At 70.8% G+C, this 21,908-nt stretch carries 14 protein-coding genes; all 14 read left to right on the top strand.

Annotated elements, in window-relative coordinates:
- Window positions 1-26 precede the first annotated feature (26 nt).
- On the top strand, window positions 27-1,004 hold the full coding sequence (locus tag E6K79_02285; protein TMQ66754.1) for a hypothetical protein: 978 nt from the start codon (window positions 27-29) through the stop codon (window positions 1,002-1,004).
- Window positions 1,001-4,261: a hypothetical protein gene (locus tag E6K79_02280; GenBank protein TMQ66753.1), complete on the top strand. Its 3,261-nt coding sequence runs from the start codon at window positions 1,001-1,003 to the stop codon at window positions 4,259-4,261. The genes E6K79_02285 and E6K79_02280 overlap by 4 nt, the downstream gene beginning before the upstream one ends.
- On the top strand, window positions 4,261-6,144 hold the full coding sequence (locus tag E6K79_02275; GenBank protein ID TMQ66752.1) for a hypothetical protein: 1,884 nt from the start codon (window positions 4,261-4,263) through the stop codon (window positions 6,142-6,144). The genes E6K79_02280 and E6K79_02275 overlap by 1 nt, the downstream gene beginning before the upstream one ends.
- Entirely contained in the window at window positions 6,138-8,162 is a 2,025-nt protein-coding gene (gene ligA, locus E6K79_02270; GenBank protein TMQ66806.1) for an NAD-dependent DNA ligase LigA, read from the top strand. Before E6K79_02275 ends, ligA begins: the two co-directional genes overlap by 7 nt.
- A gap of 50 nt (window positions 8,163-8,212) precedes the next feature.
- Window positions 8,213-10,312: an ATP-dependent DNA helicase gene (locus E6K79_02265; protein ID TMQ66751.1), complete on the top strand. Its 2,100-nt coding sequence runs from the start codon at window positions 8,213-8,215 to the stop codon at window positions 10,310-10,312.
- Window positions 10,300-11,832 (top strand): histidine ammonia-lyase, encoded by a 1,533-nt coding sequence (gene hutH / locus E6K79_02260; protein ID TMQ66750.1) that lies wholly within the window; start codon window positions 10,300-10,302, stop codon window positions 11,830-11,832. Before E6K79_02265 ends, hutH begins: the two co-directional genes overlap by 13 nt.
- A 51-nt stretch (window positions 11,833-11,883) precedes the next feature.
- Window positions 11,884-13,557, top strand: coding sequence for a urocanate hydratase (gene hutU / locus E6K79_02255; protein TMQ66805.1), 1,674 nt, complete (start codon window positions 11,884-11,886; stop codon window positions 13,555-13,557).
- Window positions 13,460-14,206, top strand: coding sequence for a hypothetical protein (locus E6K79_02250; GenBank protein ID TMQ66749.1), 747 nt, complete (start codon window positions 13,460-13,462; stop codon window positions 14,204-14,206). Before hutU ends, E6K79_02250 begins: the two co-directional genes overlap by 98 nt.
- Window positions 14,203-14,856: a hypothetical protein gene (locus tag E6K79_02245; GenBank protein ID TMQ66748.1), complete on the top strand. Its 654-nt coding sequence runs from the start codon at window positions 14,203-14,205 to the stop codon at window positions 14,854-14,856. The genes E6K79_02250 and E6K79_02245 overlap by 4 nt, the downstream gene beginning before the upstream one ends.
- Window positions 14,857-14,942: 86 nt before the next feature.
- Window positions 14,943-16,487, top strand: a complete 1,545-nt coding sequence (ftcD, locus tag E6K79_02240) for a glutamate formimidoyltransferase (GenBank protein ID TMQ66747.1) — start codon at window positions 14,943-14,945, stop codon at window positions 16,485-16,487.
- A 28-nt stretch (window positions 16,488-16,515) separates the two neighbouring features.
- Entirely contained in the window at window positions 16,516-18,324 is a 1,809-nt protein-coding gene (locus E6K79_02235; GenBank protein TMQ66746.1) for a tetratricopeptide repeat protein, read from the top strand.
- On the top strand, window positions 18,321-19,172 hold the full coding sequence (locus E6K79_02230; protein TMQ66745.1) for a PHP domain-containing protein: 852 nt from the start codon (window positions 18,321-18,323) through the stop codon (window positions 19,170-19,172). The genes E6K79_02235 and E6K79_02230 overlap by 4 nt, the downstream gene beginning before the upstream one ends.
- Window positions 19,173-19,259: 87 nt before the next feature.
- The gene (locus E6K79_02225; protein TMQ66744.1) at window positions 19,260-19,814 is read left to right on the top strand and encodes a hypothetical protein; all 555 of its coding nucleotides are present in this window, start codon (window positions 19,260-19,262) and stop codon (window positions 19,812-19,814) included.
- A complete protein-coding gene (locus E6K79_02220) occupies window positions 19,804-21,903 on the top strand; it encodes a hypothetical protein (protein ID TMQ66743.1) in 2,100 nt (699 codons plus the stop codon). The genes E6K79_02225 and E6K79_02220 overlap by 11 nt, the downstream gene beginning before the upstream one ends.
- The last annotated feature ends 5 nt before the right edge of the window (window positions 21,904-21,908 follow it).

Genomic DNA, 21,908 nt, shown 5'->3' with positions numbered 1-21,908 from the left:
CTTCGCGCGCCGCGCCTGGGGTGACCATGAGCGGCTCCAAATTCCTCCGCGGTACGCTCGCCGCTTCCATGGCGGGAGCGATCCTTGCCCTTCCGTCCGCGTGGGGCGCGCCCTCGATCGCGCCCGAGGAACCGGCCGGACCTCCCGTGGCGCTCCGGACAGAGCGGATTCTCGATCGTGGGACCCTCGAAGCGCTCGGCGTGCCGCGGCCGTCGCGGCTCAAGTACGACACCTCCGGAAATCTGTACGTGCTCGACGCCCTGAGCCGCCGCGTCGTGAAGCTGGACCCGCGCGGCGCGCCGCTCCTGGACCTGGGAGGGTACGGCGAGGACGAGGCGTCCTTCTCCATCCCGTGCGATCTCGTCGTGGACGCGCGGCAGTCGCTCCTGGTCCTCGATCGCGGGAAGAGCGCGGTGATCGCGTTCGACGGAAGCGGGCGCTTTCTCGGCTCGCGCTCCATGGCGCCGGACGTCGCGACGGAGGCCTTCGCGCCCTCGGCGCGGCTCGTGGTGGACCTCTTCGGGTCGCTCTGGCTCGTGGCCCCGCGCTCCCGGGACCTCGTGCCGCTCGACGAGCGGCTCTCGCGCGCGCGCGGATCCAGATTCCTCGCTCCCGAGGAATCACTCCGCGCGATCGCCTCCGCCGCCTTCCTCCCGGGCGGCGGCGTCTGGGTCCACGATCCCGTCGCGGGCGCGCTCCGCCGGTTCGGCGCGAGCGGCGGCCTCCTCGGCACGGTCTCGCTCCGCGACTCGACCGGGTACGCGGTCCCGAGCGAGCTCGCGACGGACGCCGGCGGGAGCCTCTACGTTCCCGACGTCGAGGGCCAGCGGATTCTCGTATACGACCCCGACGGGGCGCTCCGAATCACGCGCGCGCTCGGCGGCCCGAGCGCGTCGTGGCACCCCGCGGCGCTCGCCGTGAGCCGCCTCGACCGGATCGCAATTGCCGATCCCGCGCGTGGCGAGATCCAGATCCTCGCGATCGAGCGCGGAAGGGCGCCGTGACCGTCTCCGCGCCGCGCCGGCTCCAACTGCTGCGCGCGGCCGCGCTCTCGGGGACGATCCTCGTTCTCTCAGCCGGAGGCGCTCTCGGGAGGCCCACGCCCACGCTTCATCCCGGCGGGCTGCCCGAGTCGCCGGACAGCGTGGTCATCGACTTCGCGGTGAATCGCTCCCCATCGCTCCTCTCGCTCCGCGCGGTCGGGCCCTTGATCCAGGAGCAGCCGGGCGCGGCCACGGACAGCCTGGTACCGCGTCGCGTTGCCGCTGCGGGCGCCGGCCCGGCCGCGCGCGCCGCGTCCGCGCTCACCGATCCGCCCGGCGAGGGGATTACGTTCAGCGGTCTCAAGTCGCTCAGCATCGAGGTGGGGAAGAACCGGGCCGCGTCGCTCGAGCAAACCCTAGACCTCACGATCCGCGGACGGGTCGCGGAGGACGTCGAGGTGGCCGCCATGGTGAGCGATCGCCGGTTGCCTTTCGAGCCCGACGGCTCGAGCCGGGAGCTCAACGATCTGGACCAGCTCTCGCTCTCGATCCGGTCTTCGCGGGCCGAAGCAACGATGGGCGATTTCTTTCTCGACGGCATCCCCGGCCAGTTCGCGAAGGTCACCCGCCACCTCCAGGGCGTGCGCGGCAACGCGCGCGCGGGGGGAGCAGCATGGAACGTGGCCGCGGCGAACGCGAAGGGCGAGAAGCGGACGGTCGAGTTCCGCGGCGAGGAGGGCCGCCAGGGCCCGTACGCGCTCTCGAGCCGGAGCGTCTCGTCCGACGGGGCGGGCGTGGTGGCCGGCTCGGAGGTGATCTGGCTGGACGGCGCGCGGCTGAAGCGCGGATCGGACGACGACTACGTGATCGACTACGGAGCCGGGACGGTGACGTTCACGGTCCGCCACCCGATCACGGCGCAGAGCCGGATCGCGGTCGATTTCGAGGCCTCCGCGAGCCGATACCGCCGGAGCCTCTATGCCGCGACGACGCAGGGAGGGCTGGGCGGAAGCTCGTGGTTCGCGAGCTACATGAACGAGGGGGACGATTCGAAGCATCCGCTCGGCGCCGAGCTCACCCCCGGCGACCGGGCCGCGCTGAGCCGGCTGGGCGACTCCACGTCGGTGCCGCTTCCAAGCGGGGTGCGCTACGCCGGCCCGGGGCTGGGCTCGTACGCATGGGACGTCTCCGATCCCGCGAACCCGCACTGGGTCTACCTCGGTGCCGCGCACGGCGACTACGAGGTCGAGTTCGCGGGCGTCGGGCCGGGACGGGGAGAGTACGCCGACACCCTGGCGACCGACGGGTCCAGGTTCTATCGCTACCGCGGCCAGAACCTCGGCTCCTACGTCCCGGGCCGCACCGTCGCGATCCCCAGCACGAAGAAGCTCCTCGACTTGGGCGGCGCGACGCGGCTCTTCGGCGCGCTGGGGGTCGACGGGGAAGTGGCGCGCTCGGGGTTCGACCAGAACGCGCTCTCCGCGCGCGATGACGGGAACAACAACGGCGCGGCGGCGCGCTTCGCCGCGCGGCTCGATCCGCGCCGGATCTCGATCAAGGGCCGGGGCTTGGGCTCGATCCGGGCGGAGACCTCGATCCGCTCGATCGGCGAGCGCTTCGAGCCGTTCGACCGGATTGACGCCGCGTTCGAGGGGGAGCGCTGGAACCAGGCGGCGAATACCACCGGAGAGCAGAGGCAGGAGCTCTCGCTCCAGTACGACCCCGTGACGCCGCTCGCGCTGCGCGGGGAGGTCGGACACCGGACGCTGAGCGGCGGATCCCGCTCGATGCGCCGCGCGGCCCGGGCCGATCTCAAGACGGCGGTTGTGGGCACCCTCCACTGGGAAGAGGCGCGGAACGGCGGAGTCGGTGACAGCGGTCTTCGCTCCCTGTGGGGCTTCGACCTCGGGCGGGAAACTGGTCCGGTGATGCCCCGCGTCACCGCGAAGGAAGAGCGGATCCGAGGGCAGGAGGGGGACAGCGTCGACAGCCGGTCGAGCCGCGAGGTGGAGCTCGGGCTCAAGCTCGTGCCGGTCGCCTCGGTCCGCTTCCGCGGAGGCTACGGAATCCGGGACGGTCGGACGGTCCAGGTCACGGGCGGCCCCAGGCTGGACGAGCGCGCGACCACCTGGGACGGCGGGATCTCCGCGCGCTCCGGGACCTCGTTCTCCATCGACGGCGGCTTCACGCGGCGGCGGGTCGCGTCGGCAACGGGCCCGCAGGGAACCGATCTGGCGCAGCTCGCCCTGCTCGCCGGCCGTCCGGGCGCGCCGGTCACCTCGGAGCTTCGCTACGACGTGACGCAGCTCCGGGAATCGGCCCAGATCCGCGAGCTTCGGCCGGTGAGCGCGGGCGGCTCCTACGATCGATTCGGAAATCCGAGCTTGGGGGGCGGCTACGAGCTGGTCACGACCACGGGCGATCCTTCGACCCGCTCGCGCGCGGTCGTGCAGCTCCGCCTCGACACGTATCCCTCCCGCGGAGCGGTCTCGCCTGGGAAGAAGCGGCCCGCGTGGCGGGGACTCGGCGGGTCTTCGTTCCTCCGGCTCGAGACGCTCTCGACGCTCCCGCTCGGCCGTCTGGAGCACGCGCTCGATCCCCGCGATTACCTCGCGGCGGCGACCACGCTGCGCGGAACGCTGAACGCGCGCCAGACGCTCGAGTACGCGCCGCCGGGCGGCCGGTCCGACGCGCGCGCCGAAGCCGGCTTTCGCCGGGAGCGTGTCGGAGAGATCGAGGCGCTCCGCTCCGGCCGCGATGCCTGGGACGCGAAGCTGACCGTGCGCCATCCCCTTCCGCTCAAGCTCCGCGCATCGGCCACGAGCGCCTACGACCGCTCGGTGCAATCGGTGCGGCGTGAGGACACGGGGGAAGATCTCCGCGCGATCCTCCGCGGCCGCGCCTTCGAGCTGGAGATTTCGCGCGAGCTCCGCCGGGACTTGTCGGTCTCGGTCCTGTCGCGTCAGCGACGCGACATCGACATGACGCACGGCGGGTATTTCGACCTCTGGTCGGTGGGGCCGACGGCCCGGTACGCGGCCGGATCGCGGCTCCGCATCGACGGCCGCACCCTCTGGGGATGGAGCGAACAACGAGGCGCCTACGCGCCGCCCGGCCTCTACCTCGCCACGCCCGCGGGCAGCCGACTCGACTACGACTTCCTCAGCGAATGCCGCGTCAAAGACAACGTGTCGCTCTCGTTCTCGTGGACCGGATTCAAGGCTCCGAAGCGGGCCGGCTACTATACGGGCCGGTTCGAGCTGCGGGGTACGTTCTGATGCGCCGCGCCCGACTTCTCGGCCTCGACTGGGTCCTCGCGGCGATCGCCGCGACAGCGACCTTCGCGGCTGCGGCGGCCCTCACGGCGACGGCGGCCCTCGCGGCTCCATCCTCGGGGGACGGACCGCTCCGCGATCCGGCGCCGAAGTTCGCGCTCTCGGTAGCAGGGATTCCGGATTCGCTCCTACGCGAGGAGGGGCCGGATCCCTTCGCGCGTCTCTGGGATCGCGTGGAGCTCGAGTCGCTGGCGGGGCGGATCCGCGACCGGCTGCTCCTCGTCGGCCGCTACGACGCGACCGTCACGCTCGCGATCGTGAGCGGGAGCGGGACCGCGCCCGGGGCCGCGCGAATCTCGCTCGATCCGGTGGACCGCACCGGCGGCGTCGGCGGCGCCGTACCCCACACGCCTTCCGCGCCCTCCACGCCGCCCATGGGCGCGTCGGCGCACGTCGTCGCGGTGGTCGCGGGCGGCGTTCCGGCCGGGCTCTCCGATCCGGCACGCTCCTTCGAGCGCGGCGCCCGCGGCGATGCGGGGCCGAGCGGAATCGCGGCCGGGATCGCCGCCGTGCGGGACGACGCGGTCGCGCTGGGCCGCTACGCCGCCGCGGTCTCGGTCGACTCGGTCGTGGCTGTCGGGGGCGAAGTGCGGGTGCACCTGAGCATCGACCCCGGTCCGCCCGTGCTCCTGGAAGGGCTCGAGATTCCGGGCGCGATCGCGACGCGCCCCGGCGCCGCGGCCGCGATCGCCGGACTCAAGCCGGGTCGCCGGATCACGCCCTCCCTCCTCGCCGACGCGCGGGAGCGGTTGATTGGCAGCGATCTTTTCGCGAGCGTCGGGGAGGTCCGCGTCGTCCCGGGCCGCGAGCCCGGCCGCGCGCGCGTGCTGATCCCGGTCGAGGAGCAGAGCGTGAGCCATTTCGAAGGGGCGCTGGGGGTGACGCAGGACGGCGGTCTCACCGGGCTGGTCGACCTCGGCCTGGGGAACATCGCCGGGAGCGGGAGGACGGCGGGCGCGCGGTGGGCGGGTCTCGGCAAGGGGCGCGCGGCCTACGCGCTTCGCTATCGCGAGCCCGCGCTCCTCGGGAAGCCGATCGACGGATCGTTCTCGCTCGACGCGGACGTGGCGGACTCGCTCTTCACGCAGACGCGGTGGGCGCTCGCGCTCGGAGGACGCCCCGCGTCCCATGCGCGAGGAAGCCTGGCGTTCGCGAGGAGCGGAACCGTCTACGCGGGCATCGGCAGAGGCTCCAGCGATACGTGGTCTGTCATCGGCAGGATCGAATGGCAGGGGCTCTCCCCGATGGCGAACCCAACCTCCGGCCTCGCGGCGGCGCTCGAGACGGAGTCGGGAAACAGGACCGAGCGCTATCCCGGCATCCCCGAAGCGCGGCGCGGCCTCCTTCGCGGCAAGGCCTCCTTGGCCTCGGCGGCATCGCTGGGAGGGCCACGGGTCCTCTACGGCTCCGTGCGCGCCGAGCGTGTGACCCTCGGAGCGGGCGATTTTCCCGCGGACGAGCTCCGCTACGTGGGCGGGAGCGAGGGGCTGCGCGGCCACCGCGACCGCGCGTTCGCCGGGAACAGCCTCCTCGTTTTCAACCTGGAGCAGCGATGGATCACCGATCAGCACGGGGGAAGAGCCTACTTCTTCTTCGACGCCGCGCGGCACGCGCTCGACGCGCCGGTAACGGCCGGTGTCGCGGGCGGCGTCGGTGCCGCCGCGTCGCTCGCCCGAACGGAGTTGAGCACGGGGTGGGACCTAGGCTACGGTGCGGGGCTCAGGACCCGGATGGCCTCCGGCGTCGCCGGGCTCGAGCTGGGCCTGGCGCCCGGGGCCGCCCTTCGCGAGGCCACGATTCACGTGAGGTATGCGAGCAGCTGGTGAGCCCAAGCGTCGCCGAGCGAATCCGATCGCTTAGGAAGCAGATCGAGCGGCACGACCACCTGTATTACGTTCTGGGCGAGCCGGAGATCACCGATCAGGAGTACGACGCGCTGATGCGCGAGCTCAAGGAGCTCGAGCAGAAGCATCCGGAATACGCCGACCCCGACTCACCGACCTCCCGCGTCCCCAAGGGCCTTCTCCCCGGCTTTCCCACCGTCCGCCATTCCACCCCGATGCTGAGCCTCGACAACACCTACTCCCTCGAGGAGCTGGCCCAATTCGACGCGCGCGTTCGGAAGGGGCTGGGCCAGGAGACCGTCGACTACGCGGTGGAGCCGAAGATCGACGGGGTCGCGGTCGCGCTCCGCTACGAGGGGGGTCGGTTCGTGCTCGGCCTGACGCGCGGCGACGGCGAGCAGGGCGACGACATCACCGCGAACCTTCGCACGATCCGCTCGATCCCGCTCCGCCTTCGGGGGGCCTCCCCTCCGGACGAGATCGAGGTGCGCGGCGAGGTCTACATGGAGAAACGCGGGTTCGAGCGCATGAACGAGCGGCGCGTGAAGGAAGGCGAGAAGCCGTTCATGAACCCGCGGAACGCGACGACCGGGAGTCTGAAGACGCTCGACACCGCGGAGGTCGCGCGGCGTCCTCTCCAGATCTTCATCTACCAGCTCGCGAACGCCGAGCGGCACGGCATGAAGACTCACCTGGAAACCCTCGCGTACGCGGCGAAGCTCGGCATTCGCGTCAATCCCGACAACGCGCTCGCGCACGGATTCGAGGAGGTCAAGCGCCTCTGCGCCCGGTGGGAGAAGAAGTGGGACTCGCTCCCGTACGGAGCCGACGGGCTCGTGATCAAGGTGAACGACCTGCGCGAGGAGGAGCGTCTCGGCGCGACCTCCAGGGGCCCGCGGTGGGCCATCGCGTACAAGTTCGCGACGCACCAGGTGGAAACCACGCTCAAGAAGATCGACATTCAGATTGGACGCACCGGCGTCGTCACCCCGGTCGCGATCTTGGAGCCCGTGGTGCTGCTCGGAACCGTGGTCAGCCGCGCGACGCTCCACAATTTCGACGAGATCGAGCGGAAGGACATCCGCGAGGGCGACCGGGTCGTGATCGAGAAGGGCGGGGAGGTGATCCCCAAGATCGTGCGCGTCGTCCCGGGCACCGGCAAGCGGGGTCCCAAGTTCGTCCTTCCGACGAAGTGCCCCGTCTGCGGCACCCCGCTCGAGAGGGATCCGGAGCAGGCGGCGGTGCGCTGCGAGAACCTCTACTGTCCCGCCCAGGTCCGGCGCCGCATTCAGTACTACGCGAGCCGCGGCGCGCTCGACATCGAAGGGTTGGGCGAGAAGACGGTGGATCTCCTGGTGGACGCCGGCGTCGTGAAGGATCCGGCCGATCTCTACGACCTGGCCGTCGACGAGCTCGTGAAGCTCGAAGGGATGGGAGAGAAGTCCGCGGAAAATCTCGTGAACGCGATCCGGGCGAGCAAGAACGCGCCGCTCGACCGGCTCCTGACGGCGCTCGGAATCAGGCACGTGGGGAACACCGTCGCGCGGATTCTGGCGGAGCGGTTCCGATCGCTTCCGGCGATCGCGGAGGCGGACGAGGAACCGCTCCTCGATATTCCGGGGATCGGCCCAGAGATCGCCGCGAGCGTTGTCTCGTTCTTCCGGTCGAAGGAGGGCCGAGCGCTCGTCCGCCGGCTCACGGACCGCGGCATGAAGGGCCGAGCCCCGGAGCGCCGCGCGTCCGCGACGGGGCCGTTCGTGGGGAAGACGTTCGTCGTCACCGGCACGCTGGAGATCCCGCGCGAGGAGGTCGAGCGCCTGATCTTGGAAGCGGGCGGGCGCATGACTTCCTCGGTAAGCAAGAAGACCGACGCGGTCATCGTCGGAAGCGATCCCGGCTCGAAGCTCGAGAAGGCGAGATCGCTCGGGGTAGCGACCTGGAACGAGGCGAAGCTCCGGGCGGCGTTACAGGAGGCGGGGCTCCGTCCTACCGCTCGTTGACTTCCCGGACCGCCTCCCGTAGGGTCGAGGCGAAAGCGCCGTCCGACCCCATGACCCATTCCGAAGAAAAAATCCAGGAACCCCTGCGGGCGGCACTCGGCCGCCTGGGACGCCTCGTTCCCACGTTCGAGCGCCGTCCCGGCCAATTGGAGATGGCCCGGCTCTGGGACCGCACGCTCCAGCGGGGTGGGGTCCTGGCGGTCGAGGCTCCCACCGGGGTCGGGAAGTCGCTCGCCTACCTGCTTCCGGCCCTACTCCTCCGCTCGCGCGGATCGGGCCCGGTCGTGGTGAGCACCCACACGAAGGCGCTCCAAGACCAGCTGCTCTCCCGCGACGTCCCGCTCGCGATCGGCGCCGTCGGAAGGCCGCTCCGCGTGACCACCCTGAAAGGTCGGGCGAGCTACCTCTGCCGCCGCCGGGCGCGCTCGCGGCTCGCGCAGCGGCGCCTCTTCGCCGCCTTCGGATTCCGGGAGGAGTCGGTCGATCGGCTCGAGCGCTGGATCGAGCTGACGCAGACGGGTGAGCTGGACGAGCTCAAGGCGCTGGGCATCGACGTGCCGCCCGCGCTGGCCGCGGAGATCGCGTCGGACCCCATCTTCTGCTCCGGAAGCGGGTGCGACGCGACATCGGGCTGCTTCGCGAAGCTGGCCAGGCGCGAGGCCCGAAAGGCCGACGTCGTCGTCGTGAATCACGCGCTCCTGCTCTCCGATCCCGGACTCCGAAGCACGCTGATTGCCGAGGCCGGCTCGCTGGTTCTCGACGAGGCGCATCACCTGGAGCGGGTCGCGCGCGAGCAGCTCGGCGTGTCGCTGGGGGTCTCGGATCTGACGCGCCTCGCGGCGCGCACCGACGCGCGGGGAGGGGCCCTGCGCCTCGTCTCCCGCGCCCTTCGCAGGGGACGCCGGGGGAGCGCGCTGGAGCGGATCGCAGCGGCCGACGCGGCGATCCGGCCGGTGCTCGAGCACGCGGCGGCGCTCACGCGCGAATTGGAGCGGCTCCTGCCGGACGGATCGTCCTCGGTCCGATTGACGCGCGAGACCGATTGGGCCGCGGTGAGCCCGGCCGCGCTCGACCAGCTCCTGGCGGCGATCGGGGGCCTCGCCCGCTTGCTCGAGGCCGCGGCCGACGCGGCCGAGGGCGATCCGCAGTCGACGCCGCCTCGGCAGAACGCCACCGACGCGGTCGAGGAGCTCAGGGCGCGCCACGCCACATGGATCGAGGTGGAACAGGCGCTCCGCGCAGTGACGCGGCTGGAGGAGCGGGGCACGGCGTTCTATCTCGACCGGGACGGCCGGGGCGCTCCGCGATTGAACCGGCGGCCGCTCCGCGTCGGCGACGCGCTCCGCTCGCAGCTCTTCGCGCTCTGCGAGCGGATATTGCTCACCTCGGCCACGCTCGTCACGGAGGACGATTTCACCCCGCTCTTGGAATCGCTCGGTCTCGACGGCGACGTCGTCGAGACCGCGCGGGTCGCGTCCCCGTTTCCGCTCGAGAGGCAGGTCCTGAGCGTGGTTCTCGACGGTCCCGACCCCAAGGATCCGGAGTTCGTGGAGCGGCTGGCGGCGGCCGTGGTCGGCCTCGCGACCTCGGTCCGCCGAAACGTGCTCGTGCTCTTGACCTCGTATCAGATGCTCGATCAGCTCGCGGCGCGGATTCGCGCCCCGCTCCTGGGGGCGAGCGTCCGTCTCCTCACGCAGGCTCCGGGAGAGGCCGCGGCGCCTTTGGCGCGCGAGTTCCGGGCGGGCGAGGGCATGGTTCTCCTTGGGGCCGCCTCGTTCTGGGAGGGTGTCGATTTTCCGGGGGCCGCGCTGGAGATCCTGGTCATCGCCCGGCTCCCGTTCCCGGTGCCGACCGATCCGGTGGTCGCGGCGAGGTCGGAGCAGATCGTGGCCGACGGGGGCGACGCGTTCCGCGACCTCATGCTTCCCGAGGCGATCCTCCGCTTCCGCCAGGGCGTCGGCCGCCTCATCCGCACCGCGGACGATCGGGGCGTCGTGGTCGTGGCCGACCCGCGGATCGCGCGCTCGACGTACGGCGAGCGCTTCATCGCGACCCTCCCCGCGCGGCCGGCGCTCGAGCGATCGCCGGAGGCTCTCGCCGAGATCGCGCGGGCGTGGCTCGTCCGCGAGACCGCGGAATGCCCCGCGTGAAAGCGGCGCTGGTGGAGCTGGGCGGGCCGCGGCTCACCTTGGAGGGGCTCCGGTCCCTCGCGGGGGGCGCGCCGGCGGCGCTCGGCCCCGAGACGCGAAAGCGCGTGAAGCCCGCGCGGGAGCTGATCGACCGGGCCGTCAGCTCCGGCGCGCCGGTCTACGGCGTGAACACGGGATTCGGCGCGCTCAAGTCGGTGCGGATCGCGGACGCGGACGTGGGACGGCTTCAGGTCAATTTGCTGCGGAGCCACGCCGCGGGCGCGGGGCCAGAGCTCGAGCGCCCGGCGGTGCGGCTCATGCTCGCGCTCCGCGCGCATTCCTTGGCGCTCGGCGCGAGCGGCGTGCGGCCGGAGCTGCTCGAGCATCTGGTCTCGATGCTCGAGCGGGACCTGCTCCCCATCGTGCCCAGCCGAGGCTCTCTCGGCGCGAGCGGCGATCTGATTCCGCTCGCGCATCTCGGGCTCGGCGTGATCGGTGAAGGGGAACTGCGGCGGAACGGGCGCGTGGGGCCGGCGGCGGATCAGTACCGGGACGCGGGCCTGGACCCGCTCCCCCTCGCGGCGAAGGAAGGCCTGGCGCTCATCAACGGCACGCAGGCCTCGAGCGCGGTCGGGGTCCAAGCGCTCCTCGAGGGCGCCGATGTCCTGCGAACGGCGCACGCCGCGTGCGCGCTCTCGGTCGACGCGCTCCGCGGCTCGTCCAAGCCGTTCGATCCCCGCGTCCACGAGCTTCGGCCGCATCGGGGTCAGATCGACTCCGCGGCCGCGATCCGAGGGCTTCTCGAGGGGAGCGCGATCGTCGCTTCCCACGCGGGGTGCGGGCGGGTCCAAGACCCCTACTCGTTCCGATGCGCGCCTCAAGTATTGGGAGCGTCCATCGACGCCTTCCGCCACGCGCGCGAGACCGTTTTGACCGAAGTGAACAGCGTCACCGACAACCCACTCTGCTTTCCTGAAACCGAGGAGGTCCTCTCGGCGGGAAACTTTCACGGCCAGCCGCTGTCGCAGGCGCTCGACTTCCTGGCGATCGGAATGGCGGAGGTCGGCTCGATCGCCGAGCGCCGGACGTTCCTGCTCCTCGATCCTGAGAAGAGCGGGCTTCCGGCCTTCCTGAGCCCGGAGGCCGGCGTGAGCTCGGGTCTCATGATCGTCCAGTATCTCCAGGCCGCGCTCGTGGCCGAGAATCGAATGCTGGCGCAGCCCGCCTGCATCGACTCGATTCCGACCTCGGCGGGCCAGGAGGACCACGTGAGCATGTCGATGCACGCCGCGATGAAGGCGCTCGCCCTGGTGCGGAACGTGCGCCGCATCGTGGCGGCCGAGATCCTCTGCGCCGCGCAGGGGATCGAGTTTCTCCGCCCGCTACGGTCGAGCGAGCGCCTCGAGGAGCTGCTTCGCGGCGTGCGCCAGCGCGTGCCCAAGCTTGCGGAGGATCGCCGGCAGGACCGGGACCTCGCGGCTCTGGACGAGTGGATCGTGGGCGGGGCCGCGGCGGACGCCGCGCGCGTCCCGCAATTTTGAGTGGCGCGCGTGAGGAGTGAGCCCGCCGTGATTCGCGCCGTCCCGGCTTCCGTGGGCCCGCTCCTCGGAGAGCCGCCTTCCGAGCCGGTCCGCGCCCCGAGAGGTCCGAACCGATCGTGCAAGGGTTGGCATCAGGAAGCGGCCCTCCGCATGCTCATGAACAACCTCGACCCCGACGTCGCGGAGCGGCCGCAAGAGCTCGTCGTCTACGGCGGCACGGGGCGGGCCGCCCGATCGTGGCCGGCCTTTCACGCGATCGTGCGCGCGCTTCGAGCGCTCGAGCCCGACGAGACGCTGCTCGTCCAGTCGGGAAAGCCGGTGGCGGTCGCGCGCACGCATCCGGACGCTCCGCGGGTCTTGATCGCGAATTCGCTCCTCGTCCCCGCGTGGGCCACGTGGGACGAATTCCGAGCGCTCGAAGCGAAGGGGCTGACGATGTACGGCCAGATGACGGCCGGCTCCTGGATCTACATCGGCACACAGGGAATCCTCCAGGGAACGTACGAGACCTTCGCCGCGGCGGCCCGGCGACATTGGGGCGGGTCGCTCCGCGGCCGCTGGCTCCTCACGGCCGGACTCGGGGGCATGGGCGGAGCGCAGCCCTTGGCGGTCACGATGAACGAGGGCGTGTCCCTGGTGGTCGAGGTCGATCCTTCGCGGGTGAAGCGCCGGGTCGACACGAAGTACCTGGACCGAAGCACCTCGTCGCTCGACGAGGCGCTCCGGTGGGTCGAGGAAGCAGTGCGGGACCAGAAGGCTCTCTCGGTGGGTCTGGTCGGAAACGCCGCGGACGTGCTTCCGGAGCTGGTACGGCGCGGCATTCGCCCCGATCTCGTCACCGACCAGACGTCCGCCCACGACGAGCTGAACGGCTACGTGCCGGCGGGACTCCCGCTGCCGGAGGCGATCCTGCTTCGCGGGACCGATCCGGCGGCCTACGTCGAGCGCGCGCTTGCCTCGATGGCGGCGCACGTGCGCGCCATGCGGGCATTTCAGGACTCGGGCTCGATCACGTTCGACTATGGAAACAACATCCGGGGTCAGGCGAAGCGCGCCGGCGTCGAGGATGCGTTCCGGATTCCCGGGTTCGTCCCGGAGTTCATCCGGCCTCTCTTCTGTGAGGGAAAGGGACCGTTCCGGTGGGTGGCCCTCTCGGGCAACCCCAAGGACATCGCGGCGACCGACCGGGCCGTGCTCGAGCTCTTTCCAAAAGATGAGGCGCTGCACCGCTGGATCCGCCTCGCGGGCGAGCGCGTCCAGTTCCAGGGCCTTCCGGCGCGCATCTGCTGGCTGGGCATGGGAGAGCGCGAGCGCTTCGGGGAGGCGATCCACCGTCTGGTCGAGCGCGGCGAGGTGGAGGCCCCGATCGTCATCGGGCGCGACCACCTGGACTGCGGCTCGGTGGCGTCGCCCTACCGCGAGACCGAGGCGATGCTCGACGGGAGCGACGCGATCGCGGACTGGCCGATTCTCAACGCGCTCTTGAACGCCGTCTCGGGGGCGTCGTGGGTTTCCGTGCACCACGGCGGCGGCGTGGGGATCGGCAACTCGATCCACGCGGGGGTCGTGGTCGTGGCGGACGGCACCCCCGCCGGTCTCGCGCGACTGAAGCGCGTTCTCTCGAACGATCCGGCGACGGGCGTCTGGCGCCACGCCGACGCGGGATACCCCGAAGCGCGGGCGGCGGCGAAGCGTCACCGGCTGCCGATTCCGACCGAGGAGTGAGCCCCGCGCCACGGTGGAGCGGGGGAGCCGGCTTGGAACCGGTGAGGCCGCGCGGGTGAAGTCCGATCTCCTCGTCCTCTCCGCGGCACAGCTGATCACCGCGCCCGGCGGCGCCGCCACGCTCCTCGGCCCTTCCCTCAATCGCCCGCTCCTGATCCCCGATGCCGCGATCGCGGTGGTCGGTGAGACGATCGCCGCGATCGGCCCCACCCGCGACGTCGCGGCGCGCTACCCCGAGCGGGAAGCGAGGTCGGTGCTCGATGCGAAGGGCCGGCTGATCGCTCCTGGATTCGTCGACGCCCACACGCATCTCCCGTTCGCGGGGACCCGCGAGATGGAGTTCGAGGCGCGCGCCGCCGGCGAAAGCTACGAAGCGATCGCCGCGCGGGGAGGCGGCATCCGCGCGAGCGTGCGGCAGCTCCGCGCGTTGGACGAGGAAGATCTCTCGGATCGGATCGCGAAGCGGCTGGAGCTCCTTCTCCGGCAGGGGATCACGACCGTGGAGGCGAAGAGCGGGTACGGTCTCTCCGTCGAGGCGGAGATGAAGCAGCTTCGCGCGCTCTCGCGCGCGGCGGGCGGTGCTGCGACCGAGGTCGTTCCCACCTTTCTCGGGGCGCATGAAGTTCCCGACGCGTCATCAACGAGATGATCCCCGCGGTCGCGGCGGCGGGGCTCGCGCGGTTCTGCGACGTCTTCTGCGACCGCGGCGTCTTCACGGTCGAGGAGGCGAGACGGATTCTCGAGGCGGGGAAGGCGCGCGGGCTCAAGTCCAAGCTCCACGCCGACGAGCTCGCGGACGTGGGCGCCGCGAAGCTCGCGGCGGAGGTGGGCGCGATCTCGGCGGACCATCTGCTTCACGCCTCCGACGCCGGGCTCGACGCGATGGCGGCGGCGGGAGTCATCGCCGTGCTCCTCCCCGGCACGGCCTTCACGCTCGGTCTTCCGTTCGCGCGCGCCCGGCGGATGATCGAAAGGGGGCTCGCGATCGCCCTCGCGACCGATTTCAATCCGGGGACCTCGATGTCCTCGTCGATGGCGCTGACCCTCACGCTGGCCGTCACGCAAATGCGCCTTTCCCCGGCGGAAGCCTGGATGGCCGCGACCGCCAACGCCGCTTTCGCCGTCGGCGAGGGCGACCGGATCGGGAGAATTCAACCCGGGTACCAGGCCGACCTCTGCCTCTTCGACACGGACGACCACCGCCATATCCCGTACCATTACTCCCACGATCACGTGCACGCGGTCGTGAAACGCGGTCGTGTGGTGCTCGATGACGGCGATCGTTGGAGTTGTTTCTGAGGCATCCTTCCAAGAGCGTTGTAAGTTAGTAGGTTACAACTCGGAGTCTTGGTCGCCATACCCCCGTCAAATCACGGAGAGAAGGCATGAATGAGCTCGTGGAGTGCGTTCCCAACTTCAGCGAAGGCCGAAATAAATCTGTAGTTCAGGCCATTGCTGCCGAAATTTCGCATGATCGGTCGATCCGTTTGCTGGATCAGGAAATGAACGCCGATCACAACCGCTCCGTGATCACTTTTGTGGGGGAGCCGGAGGCCGTCTTGGAGGCGGTCTTGAGGGGTGTCCGAAAGGCGACCGAGTTGATCGACATGCGCCAGCATCGCGGGGAGCATCCACGGATGGGGGCCACCGATGTCGTGCCCTTCGTGCCGGTTCAGTCGACGACCTTGGAGCGCTGCGTGGACTTGGCGCGCCGGGCCGGCGAGCGGATCGGCAGCGAGCTCCAGATACCCGTCTATCTCTACGAGGCGGCGGCGAGCCGCCCGTCCCGACAAAATTTGGCCGACGTCCGGCGAGGCGAGCTCGAGGGGATCGCGGCGGCGATCGCCACCGATCCCGAGCGGGCTCCGGACTTCGGTCCGAGGGCGATCCATCCGACCGCGGGCGCGGTCGCGGTAGGCGCGCGGCTGCCTCTTTTGGCGTTCAACGTCAATCTGGGAACGAGGGACGTCGAGGTCGCAAAGAAGATCGCGAAGGCGGTTCGATTCCAGTCCGGGGGGCTCCGGTATGTGAAGGCGCTCGGTTTCGAGCTTTCTGAACGCGGCATCGTGCAGGTGTCCATGAATCTCGTGAACACGTGGGGGACCCCCGTCCATCGCGTGTTCGCTCTGATTCGGGAGGAGGCCGAGCGGTACGGCGTTCCGATCGTGGGCAGCGAGGTCGTGGGGCTCGTGAGCCAAGACGCGCTCATCGACGTGGCGGAGCACGCGCTCCGCCTCGAGAATTTTTCGCGCGACCAGATTCTGGAGAACCGCCTGGCGCGGCATCAGGGCGCCGCGGAGCAGGCGCTGCCGGAATTTCTGGGCGAGGTGGCTTCCTCCGCGCCGACGCCGGGCGGCGGCTCGGTCTCCGCGCTGGCCGGCGCGCTCGCGGGGGCGCTCGGCTCGATGGTCGCGCGTCTGACGATCGGGAAGAAGCGGTACGCCGAGCACGAGGAGGCGATGCGCGCGGCGGAATCGGCGCTGGAATCGTTCCGCCGGGAGCTCTTTGACCTGGTCGCGGAGGACGCCCGCGCCTACGAGGCCTTTCGAGCGGCGGCGAAGATGTCCCAGCGCACGCCGGAGGAGATCGCCACGCGCGAAGCGGCGATGCGGGACGCGGCGCGGAACGCGGCGAGCACGCCGCTCCGCACGGCGGAGACGTGTGTCCGGGTGCTGGAGCAGCTCCTCCCGATCGCGACTCACGGCAACGAGAACGCGGTTAGCGACGCGGGCGTGGCGGCCTGGCTCGGTCGCGCCGGCGCGGAGGGGGCTGTGTGGAACGTGCGGATCAATCTGCCCGAGCTGGCCGAGTCCGAGCGCGCGGAGTTCGAAGAGCGCGCGCGGCGCGCGGCCGCCCGGGCAGAACAGCTTCACGCGGCTTGTGTGGACCAAGCCCGCCGCAGGCTCGACGCGGCGGTGGCGTCCGCATGATGGCCGGCGGGAGCGGCTGAGGAGAGGCGTGGACCGAAACGTCGCCATCAAGAGACGGGCGCAGCAGCTCGTCGCGAAAGGGCAAATCGACGCCGCGCTCGCGGAGTTCGATAAGCTCTTTGAGAGCGGGGACAAGGATCCGTACGATTTCATCCTTGTCGCCGACCTCTTGGCGAAGCGCGGCGCCATGCAGGAGGCGGTCCGCCGTTACCGGCAGGCGATCGCCGAGTACACCAAGGCCGAGCTGTTCAAGAACGCGATCGCGGTCTGCAAGAAGATCCTTCGAATCTCGAAGGAAGACCTCGAAATCCACCGCTCGCTGGGCGACCTCTACGCCAAGGAGGGCCTGCACGGCGACGCGCAGATCCACTACCTCGAGTTCGCCGAAGGCTCGATCCGCCGTCAGGACCACAGCGCCGCGCTCGACGTGATCGACCTCGTGATCCAGCTTTCCCCCGAGAACACGGATCTCTCTGAGAAGTACGTCGAGATCTCGATGCGCGCCGACGAGCCGGAGCGCGGCGGTCGCGAGCTTTTGCGCCGCGCCGAGATGCTGGAGCACCGCGGGGAGATGGATGAGGCGAAGCACCTCCGCGAGCGCGCCTCCACGCTCGCCCCCGGGCTCACGAGCGAAGCCTCATCGGCCTCGAACGCCGCGACGGAGACGGTGACGGAGGAGGAGGAGGCCGCGGCTCCGGAGGAAACCCTCGAGGAGCAGGAGCCGGCGGCGGAGCAGGAATCGACGGCGGACCGCGAGAGCGCGTACGAGCCATCCGCCCGCAGCGTCATGGACGAGCTCAAGCCCGACACGCTCGTGACCGAGAGCGCGGCCGAGGCCGCCCCGCGTAAAGCCGCGCCGCCGGAGCCGGAAGTCGAAGAGCCCGAGCCCGCCGCGGCCGTACCCGAAGCGGAGACCGCGCCCCCGCGCCACGAGGATCTCGCCGCGAGCTATCTGAGCGCGGGGAATCGGGAGATGGCGGCCGAGGAATTCTGGAAGGCGGCGGAGCTCGCGTTCTTCCGCGGGGATCTCCCTCGCGCGCGCCTGCTTCTCGCCTCGCTTCTGCAAGTGACGCCGACGCACGAAGCCGCGCTTCGCAGGCTCGTCGACGTCACCGCGCAGGCGGAGGACCCGCTCGCCGAAGCCAAGGCGCGGTTCAATCTCGCCGAGCTCTACCTTGGCCAGGAGGAGTGGGCACTCTCCCGGTCGGAATACATGCGCTCGCTGGAGCTCGATCCGTCGAACGGCCGCGCCCGGATGCGCGTGGCTCGGATCGACGCCATGAACGGAACGACCCCGGAGCAGCTGATCGATCTCGATTCGCTCCCCAACAAGCGCCCCTCGGCTTCGGTCCTCGTGCGCGACGAGGCTCCGGCCAGCATGGACAATCTTGTCGACCTGGAAGAGATCATCGACGAGTTCAAGGCCGGCGTGAGCAGCAGCATCTCCGGCGAGGACCACGAGAGTCACTACGATCTCGGGATGGCCTACATGGAGATGGGGCTCTACGAGGAAGCGATCGGGGAGTTCCAGGTGGCCTCGAAGGGCGGACCGATGGAGCTCAAGTGCCTGGAGATGATCGCGCTTTGTTATCTGGAAAAAAACGAGCCCGCGGCGGCGGCCCGCGAGCTGACGCGCGCGCTCGAGCTCCCGGCCCACGGCCCCGAGGAGACGATCAGTTTGCGGTATCATCTGGGGATGGCAATGGAACGGTTGGGGAACCTCGAAAAGGCCCTGCAGCATTTTGAGGAGGTCTCCCTGCTCAACGCCGGCTTCCTCAAGGTGACCACCAAGGTCCGCGAGCTGACGCAGCGGATCTCGGCCGGCCGCGATTCATGACCGCCGTCTCCACGATCGATCTCCACCTCCACTCCACGGCGTCGGACGGATCGTACCCGGCGGAGGCCGTCGTCGCGATGGCCGAGCGAAACGGGGTCCGCGTCCTCGCGCTCACCGACCACGACTCGCTCGATGGGATCCCCGCAGCCGAGGAGCGGGCGAAAAGCTCCGGCATCCGCGTGATCCCCGGCGTGGAGCTCTCGGTGAGCGAGGCCGGAATCGACGTCCATCTCCTCGCGTACGGATTCGACCCCCTGGAGAAGGGCCTCGTAGCCGCGATCGCGCGGTATCGGGATTCGCGCCGGGAGCGCGCGCGAAAGATGCTTGCCCGCCTGAAGGGCCTCGGGATCAAGATCGCGCTCGAGGAAGTGGAGGAGATCGCGCACGGAGGCGCGCTCGGCCGCCCGCACGTGGCCGAGGCGCTGATGCAGGGAGGGCACATCGAGACCTTTCAAGAGGCCTTCCAGCGCTACCTGGGCCACCACGCGCCGGCCTACGTCCCGAAGCAGACCGTCACGCTCGAGGAAGCGGTGTCGGTCGTTCGCGAGGCGTGCGGCGTCACGGTGCTCGCGCATCCGGGCACGCTGAACCGCGACCACCTGATCGCCGCATGGGCCGCGCGCGGCCTCGACGGCATCGAGGTCTGGCATTCGAAGCACGCCGCGGCGGACGTGGCGCGCTTCAAAGGGATCGCGAAGCAGCACGGCCTGCTCATGACGGGAGGCTCCGACTACCACGGAGAGCGGACGCCCGACGTTTCGATCGGGGGCGTCCTGGTTCCGGAAACCGCACTGAAAGAGTTGGACGAAACCCTGCGGGCCCGGCGCCCGCTTCGCGCGCCCCGCTGAAGCCCCGTTGACCCTCCGCCCGCGCGCGGAGGTTCCGATTGCGCGGACCCAAACCATCTGGTAGCGTCCGCGTTCTCTCCCGCTCCCATGCGAACCGTCGTTCGAAGCGCCGCCCTCATCGCCTTCTCGGTCGCGTGCGGCTACGCGAAGTTGATCCTCTTCCCGTACCTGTTCTTTGTGGAGCTTTTCATCGTGGCCGTGTTTCTTTCCGGGGCGTTGAGCGGCGTGGCGTGGGGCGTCTGGATCGGCGCCGTCGCTCGGCTTCTCTTCAGTGTGGCCAATCCCTACGGCCCGCCCCACCCGTGGGTGCTCGCCGCCCAGGTCGTCGGCGGCGGGGCGGTGGGGGCGCTCGGCGGACTTTGCGGGCGCTGGCTTCTACCCCGAGGCGGCCGCCAAGGACCGGGCCCGAGGGTCCGCACCGCGATCCTCCTCGGCGCCGGTTTCGTAGCGACGCTCGCCTACGATCTCGTCACGAACGTGGCGCAAGGAATCGTGTTCGGTTCGATCCCCGTGACGCTCGGCGTGGCCGCGCTCCCGATGCTGCAGCACGTCGCCTCCAATGTCGCGATCTTCGCGGTTCTCGGGAACGTGGCGTTCCCTTGGTTGAGCCGACATCCGGCTGTGACGCGCCGTGCCTTCTAACGTCTGCGCGCGAGGGGCGCGCGCCGCCGCGAGCCTCGCGGCCCTCTTCGCGACGGCGGTGGCGCTCTCGGCGGGAACGGCGTCGGCGCAGCCTCCCGCCGGCGGCTCGCCCGGCGCGGGCGCCGCCGCCGCCGGCGACTCCACGCTGCACGTGGGCGTCCGGGCGCCCGATTCGACCCGCGTCGCGCGCGTGCCGGTTCGCGAGACGGGGCCCGCCCAAGCTCCGGCGGTCGACTTCGAGGAGCAGCGAAAGGCCGGCGACGCATCGCTCGAGAGCGCGCTCCGAGGCAGGCGCGCGTCCATCTTTCTGCCGCTACCGCTCTTCGGCGCGGCCACCGGGGCCCTCTCCGTTCCGGACGCGGGCTCGAGGCTCCGGACCTACCCCCTCGGCGCCGTCGCCGACCTGCCGACCGACCGCACGATCGTCGCGGCCAGGCCGTACGGCATCGGCGTGTTCGATCTGGCGACCGTGCTCGACAATCCCCGGGCCGACGGGGAGGAAACGCTGGATCTGGTCGCCTTGAGCCGCGGCCTCACGCCCGAGCCGTTCGACCGTGCGGGCGCGCTCCTGGCGGAGCCGGTCGCGGAGCGCGCAGTCACGCGCGTCGTTCCCGGCGAGGGCCGGAGAGAGCGGCGCGCGAAGAGCGCCCTCTACTATGGGAACGGCGACGCCGGCATCCTGGACACGGGCGCCCGCTTCGTCTCGCCGGTCCTCGGCAAGGGGATCGGAGGCTCGTACGCGCGCCATGAGTCCGACGGGATCTCGCCGCTCCACCACGCCGTCTCGACGCGCTACGCCTTGGCGGGAGGACTCCCGCGCCTGCTCCGCCACGATCTATGGGTCGAGGGGGAGATCTTCAAGTGGACGGTCGAGGACGAGGCCGACAGCGTGAATCCCTTCACGAGCGAGATCCAGACCCTTTTGGGTCGGGCGGAGATCGCCTCGAGGAGCTTGACGCTTCACGCCCGCGCCGTGGGGGACCGGAGGCTGAGCCGATGGACGCTCCGCGTGGGGGAAGCGAAACGGACCAGGGTCCGGCCGGACGGCAGCCGAGAGCGCTGGGAGTTTCCCGAATGGTCGCTCCGGTGGAACGGCGAGCTGGGGTCGGCGAGCGGATGGATCCCGGTCGCGTCGCTCCGGGCCGATTCGCGGCGAGTGGAGCTCGTGACCGAGGGCGATCCGCTCTTCGCGTCCCGCCGCGAGGAGGCTCGCGCCGCGGCCGGGCTGCGCCGCTCCCTGGGAGGAGCCGGGGGCGCGGAAGCGAGCGTCGCGGCGGATTGGCGCGAGGCCTCGCCGACGCTTCTGGACGGACGGCTTTCCGTTTGGGGCGAAGGACGCGCGGCGTCGGGCAGGATCGATCTCGAGTGGGCGCACGAGCGTCCTTCGTGGGTCGACCTCCTCTCGCCCGCGAGCGCGGCGAGCGTGCCTCCGCCCTCGGCCCTCTACCCCAAATTCCTAAGCATCTCGCGCTCGGGCGACCCTTCCCTCGAGCCGCGCCGGCTCGCGGGCGCGCTGGCCCGAGGCTCGTACGCCCTCTCCCGCGCGGTCAAGGTCGAGGCCGAGGGCTCGATGCGGAGGCTCCACGATGATTTCGGCTGGGACGTCTCGCGGCTCGAAACGATCGACACGATCTTCGTTGACGTGCGCGCCGCTCCGCGCGGGGACGGGTGGGTCTCGCACGGATCGGTCAGCTTCGTGCTCCAGCCCGGGGCGCTACGGCTCCGCGGCCTCGGGTGGGCGAGGGGTGGGCCCGATCGTCTCTCGCCGCGGGCCGGATCGCCCCCGCGCTACGGCGCGGACGGCGCGGCCGCCGTCCGGCTCTCCCTCTTTCACGGGGATCTCCCGGCCTACTTCGGCTTCGAAGTCCACGCGCAGGGACCCCGGCGCGGAATCGTGCGCGAGCCCGCGGTCGCCGTGGTCGACGGCTTCATCCACGCCGACTTCGGTCCCGCGGGCGCCTTCTTCAACTTCGACAACGTTCTCGATCACCACGCGCCGAGCGCGATCTACGATGTCGCCGGCGACCGCGCGGTGCCGATGCCGGGGCGGTCGTTCCGATTCGGCGTCGTCTGGTACCTGTTCGACTAGGGGGC

The sequence above is a fragment of the Candidatus Eisenbacteria bacterium genome (assembly GCA_005893305.1).
In the GTDB taxonomy this organism is placed as follows: Bacteria; Eisenbacteria; RBG-16-71-46; order SZUA-252; family SZUA-252; genus WS-9.
This window is presented reverse-complemented; position numbering and strand designations above follow the sequence as displayed.